Origin of the sequence: Pseudoalteromonas neustonica (assembly GCF_001653135.1) — a bacterium.
Classification (GTDB): Bacteria; Pseudomonadota; Gammaproteobacteria; order Enterobacterales; family Alteromonadaceae; genus Pseudoalteromonas; species Pseudoalteromonas neustonica.
This window is the reverse complement of the sequence record NZ_BDDS01000014.1, coordinates 70,499-88,302: the sequence shown is the minus strand read 5'-3', so window position 1 is coordinate 88,302 and position 17,804 is coordinate 70,499. Positions and strand designations below refer to the sequence as shown.

10 protein-coding genes are annotated in these 17,804 nt (G+C 40.5%); 6 read left to right on the top strand and 4 right to left on the bottom strand.

Features of this window, described 5'->3' with window-relative positions:
- Positions 1-130: 130 nt before the first annotated feature.
- Complete coding sequence (locus A7967_RS16600) at positions 131-1,357, bottom strand: MFS transporter (protein WP_064435880.1); 1,227 nt, start codon at positions 1,355-1,357, stop codon at positions 131-133.
- Positions 1,357-2,190 (bottom strand): nicotianamine synthase family protein, encoded by an 834-nt coding sequence (locus A7967_RS16595; RefSeq protein ID WP_064435879.1) that lies wholly within the window; start codon positions 2,188-2,190, stop codon positions 1,357-1,359. Before A7967_RS16595 ends, A7967_RS16600 begins: the two co-directional genes overlap by 1 nt.
- A 131-nt stretch (positions 2,191-2,321) precedes the next feature.
- Here A7967_RS16595 and A7967_RS16590 point away from each other — a divergent pair, with 131 nt between their 5' ends.
- Both A7967_RS16590 and A7967_RS16585 read left to right on the top strand, forming a co-directional pair.
- Positions 2,322-3,491 carry an efflux RND transporter periplasmic adaptor subunit gene (locus A7967_RS16590; RefSeq protein ID WP_054452203.1) on the top strand — a complete coding sequence of 390 codons (1,170 nt, stop codon included), beginning with the start codon at positions 2,322-2,324 and terminating at the stop codon, positions 3,489-3,491.
- Positions 3,488-6,625, top strand: coding sequence for an efflux RND transporter permease subunit (locus A7967_RS16585; protein ID WP_082916344.1), 3,138 nt, complete (start codon positions 3,488-3,490; stop codon positions 6,623-6,625). Before A7967_RS16590 ends, A7967_RS16585 begins: the two co-directional genes overlap by 4 nt.
- A gap of 74 nt (positions 6,626-6,699) precedes the next feature.
- Here the strand turns inward: A7967_RS16585 and A7967_RS16580 are convergent, their stop codons facing one another.
- The gene (locus A7967_RS16580; RefSeq protein ID WP_064435878.1) at positions 6,700-9,474 is read right to left on the bottom strand and encodes a collagenase; all 2,775 of its coding nucleotides are present in this window, start codon (positions 9,472-9,474) and stop codon (positions 6,700-6,702) included.
- A gap of 292 nt (positions 9,475-9,766) precedes the next feature.
- On the opposite strand from A7967_RS16580, the gene A7967_RS16575 reads away from it, so the two are divergent.
- Positions 9,767-10,798: a LacI family DNA-binding transcriptional regulator gene (locus A7967_RS16575; protein ID WP_054452207.1), complete on the top strand. Its 1,032-nt coding sequence runs from the start codon at positions 9,767-9,769 to the stop codon at positions 10,796-10,798.
- A gap of 373 nt (positions 10,799-11,171) precedes the next feature.
- Here A7967_RS16575 and gtfA read toward each other — a convergent pair whose 3' ends face one another.
- The gene (gtfA, locus tag A7967_RS16570) at positions 11,172-12,644 is read right to left on the bottom strand and encodes a sucrose phosphorylase (protein ID WP_054452209.1); all 1,473 of its coding nucleotides are present in this window, start codon (positions 12,642-12,644) and stop codon (positions 11,172-11,174) included.
- A gap of 175 nt (positions 12,645-12,819) precedes the next feature.
- On the opposite strand from gtfA, the gene A7967_RS16565 reads away from it, so the two are divergent.
- The 3 genes from A7967_RS16565 (at position 12,820) to A7967_RS16555 (ending at position 17,628) form a co-directional block, all read left to right on the top strand.
- Complete coding sequence (locus A7967_RS16565; RefSeq protein WP_054452210.1) at positions 12,820-14,049, top strand: MFS transporter; 1,230 nt, start codon at positions 12,820-12,822, stop codon at positions 14,047-14,049.
- Positions 14,050-14,217: 168 nt separating this feature from the next.
- Positions 14,218-16,614: a TonB-dependent receptor gene (locus tag A7967_RS16560; protein ID WP_054452212.1), complete on the top strand. Its 2,397-nt coding sequence runs from the start codon at positions 14,218-14,220 to the stop codon at positions 16,612-16,614.
- 63 nt (positions 16,615-16,677) lie between these two features.
- Positions 16,678-17,628, top strand: a complete 951-nt coding sequence (locus A7967_RS16555; protein WP_054452214.1) for a carbohydrate kinase family protein — start codon at positions 16,678-16,680, stop codon at positions 17,626-17,628.
- Positions 17,629-17,804: the final 176 nt, after the last annotated feature.

Here is a 17,804-nt window from a genome sequence, read left to right as displayed (position 1 = left end):
GCCCCTAGGAAGAACCCTTTGGGCAGCGCATGTTTGGCATTTATACTGCGTTATCGCCTATTTATGGGGAACAACCACACTGCATAGGCGCTGCCTTGCCTAAATACCAAACATACTGCTGCAAAATTAATCACGAAAGGTCAACACGCCCTAGCTTTTCTTCTTTATTTGGCGAGCTTAAATATAAATGTGCAAGTGCGCTTACTCCTCCTATTAAAGCAAATAAATACCAAATTAAGCCCGGTACTTGTTGCTCTAAATCTAAGGCATAACCAGCTAAAGCACTGCCTATGATTAATCCAAAACCTGCAAATAAGTAAAAGAATCCATAGTGAGTAGACACCGTTCCTGGCGGTGCCGAGTTCGCAATTTGTTTCATAATAAGCGGTAAGCTCATTGCAGTTGCTACACTAAAAAATAAGGCTAACAGCCCCAATTGAAGGTATAGCTGCCACTGACTCTGTACTTCAAATAACATGACTAAAAAACCACTCCCCATCAATGTAAGCCCTGCACTAATAAACAGAGCATCTTTATTAATACGCTCAGTCAGCGCCGTAATGGGTAGTTGTACTAGGATTGAAATCAATGCGCACATACTTAATAACCAAGTCACACTATGCAGTGGCATATCTAATTGACCTAAAAAAATAGGCATCGCAAATGAGATTTGGTTGATCAGCATAAAGTAGCCCATCATCACTGCGCAAAGTTGTAAAAATGCACGATTACCCAACACTGTTTTAATTAAATCACGAGTATTAAGTCCTGCACTTTTTTGTGATTTTTTTGCTGTTGGTAAATAATAAATAAACGCGATACCAAAACATAAAAAAGGAAACGCAGCTACGCCGCACAGTAAACCAAAACTCATTGAAATTAATAATAAACCGCACACAGGACCAAGCAGCTCGCCAGCGTTTCTTGCAACACCAACGAGCGCAAACATGTTTGCTTTACTGATCCCTTGCGCATGTGCAAAATAGGCTTGGGCAGCAGGTGTAAACAATGCCCCCGCAAAGCCCGTCAAAAATGCAGCTAAAAACAAAACAACAATGTGATCGGCCCATAAAAACAGTAAAAAACCGACTGCTCGTAAAAAACACCCTGCTATTATCAATCGCTTAACACCAAGCTTGTCAGCTAACACACCACCGACTAAAAACAAACCTTGTTGACAAAACGAGCGAACTCCCATGACTACGCCGATCAATGTGGCGCTCAAAAGTAAGTTCTCTGCTAGATAATGGCTCAGTAATGGGATCAACATATAAAAACCTAAGTTAAATACAAATGCAGCAAACAGCATCAATTTGTACTCAGGGGTTAATCCACGAAAAGGTGCTAATGCGTGCATTAAGGTTGCTCTTCAAGCGGCTTTTGCGCGATCAAAATAGAATGAAAATTATCACTATAGGTCTGAATTTTTAATTTAGGAGTAAAAGGCATTAAATCACTCAGCTCAATACTGGGGTAAAGTAGCTGACGTAAATTAAATGCTGTTCTCACGACAACAAAGCTTCCCGCTCGCATGCGCGTAAATAAATGCGATAATATTTGCCTTTTTACATCGCTTGACCCCGCTAATGCAGCCAGCCACACTACATCAAACTGTTCAAGGTCTTCAAATTCACAAATATCTGCACAACTAAATTTTTGATTCTGCTGTGGGTAAACATGTTTTTGCACACGCTCACCAACGGTTAATGCCTGTGCGTCAATGTCTAGATTGCTCACCTTCATACCTTGCTGAGAAAGGAGCATTGACGTAATAGGCAGCGGCCCACTGCCAGCCATTAATACGTTTAAATTTTGCTTACCTGATAAGGCATAAATAGCATTTGACTCTAAACCAACCGCTCTTTGGTAATGACTAAACCAAGGGTAATCAGACTCTAAGGTCGAGATAGGCACGGTAGAGGCAAGTACTTTTTGCGCCCAGTAATGTTCATAGCGCCCCGACGCGGCTGCAAAAAGTGACGCTATATCACTTTTAATTGTATTGAGGCAAGGTTCAGCTAAAACTTGGCTAGCAAATTTTTCATCTTGTTGATTAGACAGTAAAGCCATAAAGCGCTCATACAATGCCATGTTCGGCGCTTCAAAAGAATCCATCTTTATATTTTTGATCATTTGAAATACATCACAAATTTGCGACGCATGTTGATAGGGTGAAATTGTTTGAGACATACATACCTAATTTAGGAAAAATTGTTACACATAATTAACTAAAAATGTTATAACATATCAAAATAGATAATTACAAGCATTTCCCTGTATTTAATAAGGGTCCTTGATAATAAAAAAAGGAATGAATTTTCATGCTCAAAATGTTTTACGGCATCAAAGGACGATGGTTTTTAACACTCTTAATGATTATATTAATCGTGTTGGCTGGCTATTTTATTACACCTTCGTCAAAGGCAAACTCTGAGCCAACTAGCTCTTCAGCTAAGCCTTTGCCACTTATAAGTGTAACGCCCATAACGCCTAAATTGATGAATACTAAGCTTGAATTATCAGGCGTTGTAAAACCAATCGAAAACACTGATATTGCTTTTGAAGTTGCAGGGAAAGTAATCTACTTACATCCGAGCTTTATTGATGGCGGGATCGTTAAAAAAGGCACTGTGTTGATCAAACTTAATCCATTTGATTTAACGGCCGCAGTGACACTTGCAGAGGCTAAAGTTGCAAAAGCCAGCGCAGAGCTTGAAGAAGAAAAAGCCAAAGCAAGCGTTGCCAAAGCCACGCTTTTACTCGCTAACACGCCTTCGACTAACCCCCTTGCAAAACGAGAGCCGCAAGTTAAAAGTGCCAAAGCTTTATTACTTGCAGCACAAACACAATTGCAAATTGCACAAACAAACCTTGCCCGTAGTGCATATAGGGCACCTTACGACGCACTCGTTCAAAACCGCGCAGTAGGCCTTGGTCAAGTTATCAGTCAAGGGCAAACGCTGGGGCGTTTAGCTAATGTTGCTAAAGCCGAGGTTCATGTTGCCATTGCAGATAACAAATTAAGCGTGTTACCAAGTTTACCAATAAACAATGTGATTATTAACCATCATCATGTTATTCATACTGGCCGCTTAACACGCAGTATTGGTACGCGCTCTTCTTCAACTCGTAGCGCCATTTATATTGTTGAAATTACGGATCCCTACGGATTACTTAATCAAGGTAAAAGGATCGAATTTGGTGAATTTGTACACGTCTCTGTACCAACAAAACACTTTGAGAATGCAGCAGTTGTGGCACAACATATGGTTACTAATAGCCGTATATGGGCTTTGTCTGCAAACAATACCTTACAGTCAATCCCCGTTGAAATCTTAAACATGCAAAAACACAATTTAATGATTCAACTACCTAGCGATGAATCAATTATTTTAGTCGATAAACGCCCTGAAATTGTAAGAGAAAACATGGCAGTAAATGTCATTAACTCAGCTCTAGCAACAGCCCCTCTTGAGGGCAACTCACTATGACGACACAGCACACACCAGCAGCACCTTATAAAAACAGTGTGATCGCTTTTTTTTGTCATCGCCCATTGGTTGCTAACTTATTGATGTTATTTATTATTGCGATGGGATTGTTAAGCTTTAACAGTATTCAAAGACAAATGTTCCCAATAGCTAAAAACCCTGAGATCCATATACAAATTCAATATTTTGGTGCCTCTGCAAAAGAGCTTGAAGAACAGGTCGTAGCCAAAATAGAGCACGCCCTCAATGGCCAAGCGGGCATTAAACGAGTTCAAAGCCAAGCTAGGCAACATAGCGCCAGTATGACCATTGCTTTATACGCAAATCAATCCAGTGAGCAAAGGCTAAATGAAATCAAACACAAATTAGATGCCATCGCTGATTTACCAAAAGCAATGGAACCTATCATTTTACAAAATAAGCCGCAGTTACAAAATGCAGTAAGCTTAGTACTAACCGGGCCAGACGATAAACTCGCTTTAAAGCAGTTTGGTGAACATATTAAAAGAGAGTTGTTAGCACGTGACCTAATTAGTCACGTACAAGCAACAAACTTACCCGATGTTGAGTTTTCAATAGAGGTAACTCGCTATCAATTACAACGCTACGGATTGTCATTACAGGACATTGCTGATCTTATTAGTCAACATTCGCAAAATATCAGCGCAGGTCAAATTGCTACTAAAAATGGCAAAATCAATCTACAAATGCCAGCCCGAAAAGAAACAATAGCGAGCTTAAACTCCCTGCCAATATTGAATACTGAGCATGGCGAATTACTCACATTAGGCAATATTGCCACTATAAAAAAATCACTCACTGAGCAATTGCACCTAGCAAAGTTAAATGGCAAAAATGCTTTTTATATGCGTATTTTAGCCGATGAGTCACAGTCAATTACCGCCGTGGCGCAAAGTGTACAATCTTATTTAGCGTATAAAACCCCTCTGCTGCCTGCGGGGTTTTCTTTGTACCAATTAGTCGACACCACCTACTATTTAGAAGGACGACTTAATATGATGTTAAACAATTTAGCCCAAGGGGCATTGTTAGTTTTTATTGTATTGAGTTTATTTTTACGGGTGCGCTTGGCCATGTGGGTAATGCTTGGCTTGCCAGTTAGCTTTTTAGGCGCTATTTGGTTAATGCCGTTTATCGGCGTAACGCTTAATGTTGTATCACTTTTTGCGTTTATTATGGTGTTAGGCATAGTGGTAGATGATGCCATTGTTATTAGTGAAAGCGCTGCGAACGAAACAACCGATTACGGCCATAATGTTGAAAATATAATCACAGGGGCTAGTAAGGTCGTTGCCCCTGCTACATTCGGTGTACTCACCACAATGGCTGTGTTTATGCCATTTATGTTTAGCACAGGCCCTAACTCAGGGCAATTTATCGCCATTGCGGGCGTTGCTCTACTGTGCTTATTTTTTAGTTTGATAGAATCCAAAATGATTTTGCCCGCACACCTTGCTCATAGCCCTATCAAGCCTCTTTCTAAAACCCACTGGAGAACAAAGTTTGATCACGCCTTTAATCAATGGCTAGCGGATACATTTGTGCCAGTCTTAAAGCATATCATTCACTTTAGGTATCCAGTATTAATGCTCTTTATTGCATTTTTAGCAAGCGCTATTTTACTTGTAAAAACAGGTTTAATTGGCTTTACTGCCGTACCTAAAGTTCCGCATGATTTTCCATCTATTCATATTCAAATGGATAACAATGCGTCGCATCAACAAACATTGCATGCTGTTAAAAGTATAGAACAAATGGTTTTACAAGTAGAGCAACAAACACAGCAAATCTCAGGGCGTTCGCTTGTAAAAGACACCTACATTTGGCTCGATAATGATACCGAGGGCGAAGTGCTCGCCCCCTTGGTTGATGAAGATAAGCGCCCCTTTGACGCATTTGAATTAGCACGTCACTGGCAAGCTGCGATGCCGACGCTACTTGGCGTTAAAGCAATTACCATTGAATCTGATGTTATTGATATTAATCAAAAGCCTGAACTAAGCTATCAATTATATAGCGATAATTTAAGTATGCTAACTGCTGCCACTTTAGATTTGAGTACCGCTTTATCTGAACATGAGGCCATCACACAATTAACATCAAACTTAAACACAAATCAGCAAGAGTGGAAAATTCAGCTAACACCTAAAGGACGCCATTTGGGGCTAACTTCAAACCAAGTTGCTAAACAGGTATTTGCCTACTTTTATGGTATTGAGGTACAGCGAGTTGTTACACAACAACAAACCGTCCGATTTATGGTTCGAGGGGATTTAAACGAACGCCAATCTTTTTCATCTTTAAATAACCTACCTATTAGTGTAAATGAGCACTCACAAGTGTTTTTTTCAGAGATAGCAACACTCACTACAACGCAAAGCAGCCATGAAATTCATACAGAACAAGGCAGAAGAACATTTAATGTCTCTGCGTTTATTGTTCCAAGTAAAAAGCCGCAAACAAAAGCGATACATTTAGCAATTGAAACCCAAATATTACCCGCTATAAAAGCCCGCTACCCTGATGTGTCTTTTGATTTAGGTGAACATTTAAAGGAGCAGCAACAAGAACAAAGCCAAGTCACTTCGTTTGCTATAATCGCGTTATTAATGGTGTATAGCTTATTAGCAATACCACTGAAGAGCTATAGCCAACCGTTCCTGATTATTTTTGTTATACCGTTTGCCACGGCAAGCGCGTTGTATGGGCATTTACTGCTGGGGTATACACTAAGTATGATGTCGATTTTTGGCATAGTTGCCGCATCTGGCGTCGTTATAAACGATGCTCTCGTACTATTAACACGAGTCAACCAACTGCGTGATAAAATGCCTCTAAATGAAGCAATTTGCCAAGGTGCTGCCGCTCGCTTTAAAGCAATTTTAATAACATCACTCACTACATTCATTGGTTTATTACCCTTGATGTTTGAAAGCAGTTTACAAGCACAGTTTGTGATCCCAATGGCTGTTTCATTAAGTTTTGCTGTGCTATTTGCCACGCTAACGTCTTTGATTCTTTTGCCTTGCTTACTTTATATTGCGAATGAGCTTAAAACCATACCGCAGCAAGGTGCAAAAGCAATTAAACTACAGCTATTAAAGGCATTTTAACTATTTAAAAAATCTACAAAAAAGCCCATTTACATGGGCTTTTTGTGGATTTTTATTAAATTATTGGTTTCACTTTAACGGCAACCACCGCTGTTAAAGTCAACGACTAGGCTTGCACCCGTGCTATTGCCTGATACTTTTAAATAACCCCAATATTGACTCTGGTTGCTAATGTAAATACATTCGCCATTCCCTGTATTGCTTGACTGTGCTTGTTCATTCACACCATTTGGCCAGCCACTATTTGAATAGCTAAGGCTAATATCACCACTGCCATTTGCGGTCGTGATCGCCACACCATTTTGTCCTTGCACATCGCCAATACTAAACCACATTGGGTCGTTGTTACCTAAACAAATCACATCGCCATCATTTAAACGCCCACTACTGCGGCTCCCTTGTGTTGCACATACATTTGGTACGTTACTCGCAGCGCCAGTGTAAGACGCTGTAAGTTGCACGTTATCAAACATATTATAGCCCCGAACCATGACTTGATATGTACCAACTTGTGCAGGGTTTATTGCACATTGCTCACTGTTACCACCCACATACGGACGACAATCGTAGCTATTTACAGTTGGGGTAGCTTCATAACTGACATATAAATCAGCATCGCCTGTGCCACCATTTAAGTTAAACACTAAATCAGTCGCACCTAGTGGTACATCAAAACTAAAATACAGTAATTCGTTCTGAGCACCACTTATCATTGTTGGCTGACCATTAACTAGTTCACCATCTCCAACACTTGTATCTGCTTCAACACTGGTAAGCGTTGTTACTGTTTGGCTACTACCTTGATTATCAACAACCGTTAGTGACACTGTATATTCACCCGCAGTCGTGTAAATGTGTGCAGGATTTGCTTCATTAGAGCTACTACCATCACCAAAGTCCCACTGGTAGCTTGCAATTGACCCATCGCTATCAACACTGCCATTGCTTGTAAAACTGATTTCACTATTTTGCATGCCAGCATATGGGCCGTTGATCTGTGCTGTTGGTGGATTATTGGTCGGTGTACCTGCAACTAAATCATCACACCATTGCACAAACTCATTTTCGTAACTATTTGCCCATTGAACTGTTTTAGCTTTGTATCCATTCCAATCGCCAACACGAGTATGAGCAAGCATGGCATTGATTTCGCTATTATGGCGCTCAAACATAAAACGCACTGCTAAATAACCCCAGCGATAAATGCGGTCTTGATCAAAACCGTCATAGTTAGTAGCAAACACTTGCGCTAATGTATAACGAGAGCCATCACTAATGGTATTTTTAGCGGCTTCATTATTATCTAAATTAGCAACGTATTCTGCAACGCCTTCAGACCACCAAACAATATCTTGCGTTGGTGAATTAAAGTTACCGTATAAATCAAAGCGGCCATCAAGATAATGTACATATTCATGCTCTAAATTCCACACGTAATGCTCTGCATTGGCGTAACTTGCTTCATAAGCAATAAAATTTGCTTGATTACCCACAACAGAAGGGTCACCTTCTAAATACATCCCACCATTATTTGTATTAATACCAAAAATAGCACCCGCATATTTACCATAATCGTCGCTACTATCAAATATATTTACTTGTAAAAAACTGTTGTTATCATCAGCTACTGGTGTGTTATTTGTTGCTAGTTTATTATGAAATAAGCCCTCTTCCGCCCCCATTGCATCACATGCCGCAGCGTGTTGGATTGCAGTCATATTTTGCGAGCGAATTTTAATGGTGCTGCTACAACTGTAGCTTTGCGAAAGTGCTTGCTGGGTAAGTTGATCCACAAACCCACAAATACCATAATCATTACAATCCGCGTAATAGCTGACAGAATCCGCTGTCGCAAGCCATACCGCATCGCCATAACCAAAACTGTTATAGGTGCTGAAAATAGCTTTAATGCCTGTATCTACCGTCGCTTGAATAACAGTGCCTGAATATTTCTTAAGCCGCGCTAGTTCACTTGCCGCATTAACAATTAAGTATTGTGCATCTGATCCAATCATCCATTGCTGTTGCGTAAACGTATTCAGTTTAACTACCAAGTCGGTATCTTTGCCTACAGCAGTAACAAACGCATCATTCCACTGACCACGATAAAGTAAGGTAAATATACCATTTACGGCACTGCGCATATTCCATTTTGCAGCATAACTTTCGTTAAAACGTGTAAGCCACCCCTTAACCACACCTAAGTAGCGGTGCTGTTGTTCTGCACTATCCATAGTAATTATCACTTCTGAAAGTGTTTTACCGTGGCCGTCATTATCATCATAAAAATGGGTATTATTAACAAATGCATCAATTGCACCTACAACCGCTGGCGTAACCCATGTCGCAAAACTAACACTATCGTTATAAAACTCGGCATAAAAGCCTGTGCGAAGGTATAAAAACAGCGCCTCTAACTCAACATTACCACCGCCTGCATAAGTCTGTGAGAGTGACTTTGCATGGTTAGCAACAGCGAACATTTTATCAGACGTAAACACCTGACTTTGTATTGATGCTGAGGCACTAAATAGTTCATTAATGCATTGTGAACCTTGGTTTTTAACTTCAGTAATAATGGTTGATGTACTCGCCGTTGCTAATGCATCCAAATCACATGTAACAGCCGCGGCTTGCATTGTCATCATACGTGCGCTCAAAAGCTGCGGTTGGCTCTGCACTTTAGCAATTGGTGCTTTTTCGTTATGGTTTTGTTCAACACCATGATGATGTACACGCTCAACAGCTGCTGACTTAGGCTTAAATGTACGCTCCCCTACTTCCTCAGCCAATGCCATTGTACTCATGCCCAATATTGGTAACGCCAGAATCAGTGTATTAATTTTCATACTCTACCTTCAATTATTAGTGTGTTCTCAATCCAGAACGGGTTATTGAGGTACGTTTTGTAACATTTAATTATCATTGTATACAATATATTTTATATAACATTAACGAATATTCATATATTGGTTTTAACAAAATATTAAAAGGCAGTTCTTTTGGATTGTTTTTTCAAAGGGGTTGAATAAACACAGACAGGAACCCTAAACCGGCGTTTTTCATAGAATTAGTGCTTTGATTTAAAGCCAAGTATGGTAATTTACTCTTTCAATCAACATCCTCGTTTGAGTAGGTTATATGAGTACAAAAAACCATTGGACACTAAAAAGTATTGCAAAAGAATTAGGTGTTTCAAATGCCACAGTGTCAAATGCGTTTAACCGCCCGGATCAATTATCTAAAAATCGCAGAGAATCAATTTTAGCGGCATGTAAAGAGTTGGGATATTTTGGTCCGAACAAAGCCGCTCAGTCTCTACGCCGAGGTAAATTTAATATTATTGCGTTAGTGCTTCCTGATAGCGTTGAATATATGGTGTCAGATCCGGTGGCGAGTAGTTTTATGAGAGGGGTCGCGTCTGTGCTAGAAAAAAGCGGCAATAATCTTTTATTGTTTTCTGGCAATAGTGACAATTTAAACAGTGTGGTTGATTTTGTTGATGGCTTTATTTGCTATGGCCGCCCACGAAACCAGCTCTTAGTAGAACAACTAAAAACTGTGCCTAAACATGTGGTGACTGTTGACTTTGACATAGGCCGCAATGCCTCTGTAAATATAAATAATGAACAAGCTAGCTACGAAGTTGCAAAACATGCCCTGCAACATAAAGATGACCAAGTCGCTATTTTAGGCCTGCGTTTGCTCGATGAAAATGTATTATGCCGCGTATATGAACACCATGAATTTGAAGCGGGGCAATCAATCGCGCACCAACGATTACGCGGCTATCAAAAAGCCCTAGCAGAACAAGACATTACCATTGGGGAAGATCGCATTTGGAATATTCCTGAAAGTACTGAGCGCTATGCAAGTATTGCTGCTAAAGAGGCGCTGAGCTGCCTACCTCGCCCTTCAGTCATGCTGTGTATGAGCGATCTTATCGCCCTTGCGACAATGCGAGAAGCGATTAAAATGGGCCTAACAATTCCTGACGATATAAGAATTGTGGGGTTTGATGGCATTGATGAAGCGCAGCGATTCGTACCCAAGTTAACTACAATCCACCAAAACAGTGAAGAAAAAGGCGCATTAGCTGCTAATTTGTTTATTACCAAAGAAGAAAATAAAGCACTCATTAACCACGAACTGCAATTGGGTCAAAGTGGCTAGGGGTTGTTGACTTTGGCGGATTAAAATTTGCTCAAACTAGGGGCGATTTAACCGCGGCGTCAGGTTCGTAACCTTGTGGGCTACATCAAAACCAAGCAAAGCTTCCGCGTTCTGTTCACGCCTTTTACCACCCTCCATGTAGGCAACAAAGAGTAAATCGCCTTAGGCAAAACCTTTTGAGCAGCGCCTGTTTGACATTAATGCTGTGTTATCGCCTATTTATGGCGAATAACCACACTACATAGGCGCTACCTTGCCTAAAGAACAAACAGACTGCTGTAAATTCAACCTTGAAAGGTCACATACCTTAACCTTTCAAGGTTAACACCTGTTTAATTTTCAAAGGTAACCACACGCACTGTCTGAGCTCTCATTAAGCTAATAAATCATTTAACGAAGTAAGTACTTGCTCTGATGAGGTATGCTCAATGATGAGTGCTTCACGAGTTTCAAAGTTTATTTTGAATTCAATAGCATTGTCATCTTTACGCCATTTTAGGCAACAACTATTTGTGTTTCCTGTAACACTAAACTCGCCATTAAATGCGTTATGTGTATTGCGAATAGTAATCAATTTAAGAAGCCCTTTAACCACTGGCTTTGCTAATGATTCACAGATGATATCGGCATCTAAATACGGGCGGTTAATATCGCGACCCACGTTTGATTCTGCCAATAATGTCATATCATTTTCACAAGCAAACAGTCCGCTATAATAAACTTGGGGCACACCTGGGGCAAAAAACTGGATTGCTCTTGCAACTAAGTAATCAAAATCACTCGCGCCTAAGGCATTATAATAGGTGCAATTAACTTGATATAAATCGACATTACTCGCAGCAGCCCCAGTCGCTTGGCGACTTTGGTTATTACTATTTGCGTGAATAGTCTCGACTAAGTTATCTATTTGCGCCGCATTTAAAAGGCCCGGCTTCTCGCCCATAGGACCGGCATCGATAATGCCAATGCCATCGTGTGTATCAAGCACGGTTAGGCAGTTTCGAGGTGAAATTTTAAGCCATTGCACTAATGCATCGCTATTATTAGTAAATAAGCTATGCAAAATCAGCGGTGGTAATGCAAAGTCATATACCATATTAACGCGTTTAGCGACTTCAACCTGTGTTTGGTAGTGGCTATGAATTTCAGCAATAGTTTCCATGCCTAAATCATTAGCCTGTGCTGATAACTTATCTAAATAATCAAAAGTTTGATCTAGCATAAAACAGTTAGTTCCAGCTTCTTTTATCGCATAACCTGCGGCATCTAAGCGGATGATATTGACATTATTCTGCGAAAACTTTGTCAAAACATTATCTAAATACTCAATACCTGGCGTTGACTTTACATTGATATCTATTTGATTATCAGTAAATGTTGTCCAAAACTCATACGTTTCCCCATCTTCACAGGTAATAGGCGTAAAACAACTCCCTGGACGTGGACGGTAGATTGCTTTTTGCTCTTGTTCACTCATACCACCAGGGAATACATCTTCTTTTGTTAAGAATAGATCCCAGTAATCTGATTTCTTACCATTTTTTAATACATCTTTAAACTGAAAAGACTGTGCTGAAACATGATTTACAATTAAGTCAGCCATTAAATCATAGTGTTCACCTAACGCTTGAATATCTTGCCATGTGCCAATTCGCTCATCAACAGCACTATGGTCTATCGGGTCAAATCCCGCATCACTGCCATCTATTGGATTATAAAAAGGCAGTAGATGTACACCACCAAACACATTTTCTAGCGGGCCATTGAGTAAATTGGATAAAGCATTGATGCCTTGTCCTGTGATGCGATCTGCATAGGTGATCAGTTGAACTTTATTCTTCATCATGTGTAAATACCAAGTTGAATCTTAATCGATTAAGATATATCTTTAACTAGGAAACCAATTTTTACAAGAAGTTTTTACAACTTTGATACAAAAACGGGATGGTTAAACTATCATTTTATAATTAATGTACTGAGTTAATTATAAAAATGCTTAATCACCTAACGAGGATATAAAGATGAATAAAACGCACACTCTCGTTAGCAATACTTCATTGCAACACATACGTTGGCTCACATATATGATGTTCTTTATGTTTGCTATGACCTCAGATGCAGTTGGCATGATCATCCCTGAGCTTATAAAAGAATTTAACCTAACGATGACACAAGCCAGTGCATTTCATTATGCTCCCATGGCTTTAATCGCTCTAAGCGGGCTTTTCCTTGGGTTTTTAGCTGATAGCTTTGGCCGCAAACAAACTATTATGTTGGGCTTATTACTATTTTCTATCAGCTGTTTTTTGTTTGCCGTTAGCAGCAGCTTCATTATTTTTGTATTACTTTTATGCTTAATAGGCTTAGCCATCGGTTTATTTAAAACCGGTGCACTGGCGCTACTTGGCGATATTTCACAAAGTAATAACGAGCATACAAAAACCATGAATAAGGTAGAAGGGTTCTTTGGTATAGGCGCTATTGTTGGCCCAGCTTTAGTGAGCTTTTTACTAACCCAACAAGTAAGTTGGACTTATTTATATGTCATTGCAGGTATTATGTGCTTAATTTTAGCTGTACTTGCTTGGCGTGCTGACTACCCACCCGTCGTAAAAACCACAGCAAAACCAACCTCACTTGCAACCACCATGAAGATGGTGAAAAACCCTTATGCACTGGGCTTTTCATTAGCTATCGCACTGTATGTGGCAACTGAAGTGGCTATTTATGTATGGATGCCGACCTTACTCGCAGATTACACAGGATCATGGACACTGATGGCGACATATGCTCTGACTATCTTTTTTATCCTGCGTGCCGCTGGCCGTTTTATCGCCGTGTGGTTACTTAACCGCTTTAGCTGGCAAAGTGTCATGGTTTGGCTAAGCTTAGGGATAGCTGGTTGTTATATCGGAACATTGATAGGAGGCGTCAATGCAGCAGTCCTGCTGTTGCCTCTTTCAGGCTTGTTCATGTCGATGGTATACCCAACACTAAACTCTAAGGGTATTTCATGCTTTGCGGTGCAACAACATGGTGCCGTTGCGGGTGTTATTTTGTTTTTTACCGCCTTGTCAGCGGCTTTAGCGCCTCTGTTTATGGGTATGATTAGTGACATGTTTGGACATGTAAAATATGGCTTTATTCTAGCAACAGGCTTTGCAATATTGCTCTTTGTCGCTATGTTATATAACTACTTTAAAGACCCTTCAGCGCAGGCATTGCATCACATTAACGCACAACACGATTAATTTGGTGCAAAAAAGTAATATAAAAAGTCGTTTAAAAACAATGAAAGAGCAAAAAACAAACATTTAAATACAAAAATAAGTTGCTTAATGTAAAATCTTTGTTATTTTTACTTAATCGATTAAGTAAAAATAACAAGCCCATTGGGTCAGTAATCAACGAGGCATATTATGACAACACACAACACAACACTTTATTTACTAAGCACACTTGCTTTAGCTGTTAGCCAAGGTTTATATGCGCAAGAAGCACAGCAAGAGACCGAAGCTAAAAAAGGCCTTGAAACCATTGTCGTAACCGGTGTACCAAGACGCACTACTATCATGGCTTCAAGCGTTTCAGTTAGCAGTGTTTCTTTGAATGAGATTCAAGTTGCTACTCCTCGTTCAACAGCAGAAGCCTTTAGAATCATTCCGGGTGTTCGTTCAGAATCGACCGGTGGTGAAGGTAATGCAAATATTGCTGTTCGTGGTTTACCTGTTGCCTCTGGGGGCGCAAAATTTTTGCAACTCCAAGAAGATGGCCTTCCTATTATGCAGTTTGGCGATGTTGCATTTGGTAACGCCGACATTTTTATGCGATTAGACAGCACAGTACAAACGGTGGAGTCAATTCGTGGCGGGTCAGCTTCTACCGCGGCCAGTGATGCCCCTGGCGGTATTATTAATATTATTTCAAAAACAGGTGAAGAAGAGTCTGGCTCTGTTGCGACCACAATTGGACTTGATTATGACTCGTTACGAACTGATTTTGAATACGGTACTTACTTAAACGACAGTGTGCGCTTTCATGTGGGCGGTTTTATTCGTCAAGGTGAAGGCCCTCGTGAAGCGGGTTATACCGCTAACAAAGGCGGTCAAATCAAAGCAAACCTGACAAAAGAATTTGATTCAGGCTATGTTCGCCTTTATTACAAGCATTTAGACGACCAAAGCATTGGCTACTTACCAATGCCAATGTACGCTGATGGTAGCTCAATTAAAGGGTTCGATGCACAAACAGACACGCCACATTCAGCACAGTTTCTATCTACCACTCGCTTAGATGGTAATAACCAAATTAGCCGCGGTGATATGCGCAACGGCATGAACCCGCAAGTCGACGCAGTTGGCTTTGAAGCCGTGTTTGATTTAGACAACGATTGGCGTATTGAAAACCGCTTTAGAAAATCATCCGTTAGCGGTAACTTTACTTCTTTGATCCCCGCAGAAGTTGGTAACGCAGGTGATATTGCCGCAAGTATTGCGGGCAGTGGCGCAACATTAAACTACGCAACGGGCGGTTCAAAAGGGCAAGCCTTTACAGACGACCTTGCAATGCGTATTCATACCTTCGATGTCACCATGAATGACTTTGGCTCAATCGTTAATGACTTAAAACTAACCAAAGAGCTCAGCGACGATACCAGCGTAACCCTTGGCTATTATGCATCGAGCCAAACAATTAGTATGTCGTGGCTTTGGAACTCATACCTTATGGAGCTAAAAGGCGATAATGCAGCGCTCCTTGATGTTTTTGCACAAAATGGCGATAGCTATTCTGATAGCGGATTATATGCCTATGGCACTCCTTTTTGGGGTAATTGCTGCCAACGTAACTACGACACTGATTACGAAACCCGCGCACCTTATGTTGCCTTTTCAACCAAGCTTGGTGATGTAAGCATTGATGCCAGCGCTCGTTATGACAGTGGTGAAGCACGAGGTACTTATGCTGGCGCTGTAACATCAACCGTTGATATGAATCGTGATGGAACGATTTCAATCCCAGAACAAAATGTTGCCGGTATTGATATCAGTAATCCAAGTATAGTTGATTACGACTGGAGCTACACTTCTTACTCTGTCGGCGCTAATTATCAAATTGACTCAAGTCTTGCTGCATTTGCACGTATTAGCCAAGGTGGCCGCGCCAATGCTGACCGCTTATTATTTGGTAAAGTTCAAGCAGATGGCTCTGTTGCTGATGAAGACGCCGTTGATGAGGTAAACCAATACGAGTTTGGTGTTAAAAAGCGCTTTGATTCACTCTCAGTATTCGCAACCGCATTCTATGCTGAAACAGAAGAGCAAAACTTTGAAGCAACATCACAAAAGTTCTTTGATCGTGAATACGAAGCAAAAGGGATTGAGCTTGAATCCACCTACTTTTTAGATGCGTGGGATTTTCGCGGTAACTTTACGTGGACCGATGCTGAAATTGCAAAAGATGCGCTAACACCTGAAGTTGTGGGTAATACACCACGCCGTCAAGCTGACTTTATTTATTCATTGATGGCCCGTTACAACTTTAACAAAGGTTCTGCTGGCATGAGCTTTATTGGCACCACTGACGCCTATGCTCAGGATAATAATGATCTTAAATTTGACGGCTACACGCAGGTCAATGGCTTTGTAAGCTACGATCTAACTGAAAACCTTAACCTTGCTTTGAACGTAAACAACCTGTTCGATACTGTTGGAATTACTGAAGCTGAGGAAGGCAGCGTGCCAGATAATAATATTATTCGTGCCCGCGCCATCAATGGTCGTACAACGTCATTAACGTTAAAGTACTTATTTAACTAAACGAATACTCTCTCCCTTGTTGAGTGCCCAGCTATTTTGCTGGGCTTTTTAAGGTATTAACACATGAAAAAATTATTGAGCTTTGGCGAACTACTGATAGATATGCTGCCGGTTGATAATGACAATAGTGCCTACGCACCTATCCCTGGCGGAGCACCTGCAAATGTCGCTGTTGGGTATCAAAAATTAGGCGGTAACGCTTATTTTTGTGGTGGCATGGGCGATGATCATTTTGCACGTCAATTGCGACGCTCACTTGATCATTATCAAGTCGATACCGAGTATTTGTTTACCATCGAAAAGGCACAAACAGCGCTTGTTATCGTCAGCCTGGACGAAGTGGGTGAACGTAGTTTTAATTTTTATCGTCATAACACTGCGGACTTGTTAGTAACTAAAGCACATATTGATAAAATAAATTGGTCAGCATTGAGTACATTTCATTTTTGTTCTAACACATTGACTCACAGCAACATTAACACGACGACATTGAGCGCATTACAGGCCGCTAATACCAATAACATATTAGTGAGTTTTGATGTTAATTTACGCTACAGTTTGTGGTCAGACACTGCTGATATAGCAGATCGTGTGTTTGCTTGTTACCGTTTTTGCGATGTTGTTAAATTGTCTTATGAGGAATTAACGTTTTTAGCAAAGCAAGCTGCTATTTCGCCATTAGAATACACTCAGTTACTGTTAGATGAAGGCGTCACCTTAGTGTTTTTAACTGACGGTGCTAACCCAGCTAAAGTCTATCATCAAACATTCGTTATCGAACAACCGGCCCCCCAAATTAAGCCTGTTGATACAACTTGCGCAGGCGATGCCTTTATTGCAGGCGTGCTCTATCACTTAAACCATGCCCATACAGCAGTTGAATTAACTGAAAAGTTAAACCACAGTCACTATGTGAAAGAAGCGCTGAGTTTTGGCCTTAAATGTGGCTCGAAAGCCTGTTTAATCAAAGGCGCTTTCCCTGCATTACCCTCTAAGCAGACTTTAATCGACTAAGTTTTTACCTAAAAAGGCCTGATGAGGCCTTTTTAATTACACAACCTTCGTAGTTATACATTCAAAATACAAATCACACCAATCTAAACAATCAATTTTACCGAACAACGTTCATTACATACACTGAGCTCAGTTAAAAAGCTTGCGAGGCGCAAGCGCTAAAAATACATGAGGTC

Excerpts from the sequence above, each read along its gene's own strand:
- A7967_RS16600 (WP_064435880.1), bottom strand. The coding sequence starts at position 1,357 with ATGCACGCATTAGCACCTTTTCGTGGATTAACCCCTGAGTACAAATTG.
- A7967_RS16595 (WP_064435879.1), bottom strand. The coding sequence starts at position 2,190 with ATGTCTCAAACAATTTCACCCTATCAACATGCGTCGCAAATTTGTGAT.
- A7967_RS16590 (WP_054452203.1), top strand. The coding sequence starts at position 2,322 with ATGCTCAAAATGTTTTACGGCATCAAAGGACGATGGTTTTTAACACTC.
- A7967_RS16585 (WP_082916344.1), top strand. The coding sequence starts at position 3,488 with ATGACGACACAGCACACACCAGCAGCACCTTATAAAAACAGTGTGATC.
- A7967_RS16580 (WP_064435878.1), bottom strand. The coding sequence starts at position 9,474 with ATGAAAATTAATACACTGATTCTGGCGTTACCAATATTGGGCATGAGT.
- A7967_RS16575 (WP_054452207.1), top strand. The coding sequence starts at position 9,767 with ATGAGTACAAAAAACCATTGGACACTAAAAAGTATTGCAAAAGAATTA.
- gtfA (WP_054452209.1), bottom strand. The coding sequence starts at position 12,644 with ATGATGAAGAATAAAGTTCAACTGATCACCTATGCAGATCGCATCACA.
- A7967_RS16565 (WP_054452210.1), top strand. The coding sequence starts at position 12,820 with ATGAATAAAACGCACACTCTCGTTAGCAATACTTCATTGCAACACATA.
- A7967_RS16560 (WP_054452212.1), top strand. The coding sequence starts at position 14,218 with ATGACAACACACAACACAACACTTTATTTACTAAGCACACTTGCTTTA.
- A7967_RS16555 (WP_054452214.1), top strand. The coding sequence starts at position 16,678 with ATGAAAAAATTATTGAGCTTTGGCGAACTACTGATAGATATGCTGCCG.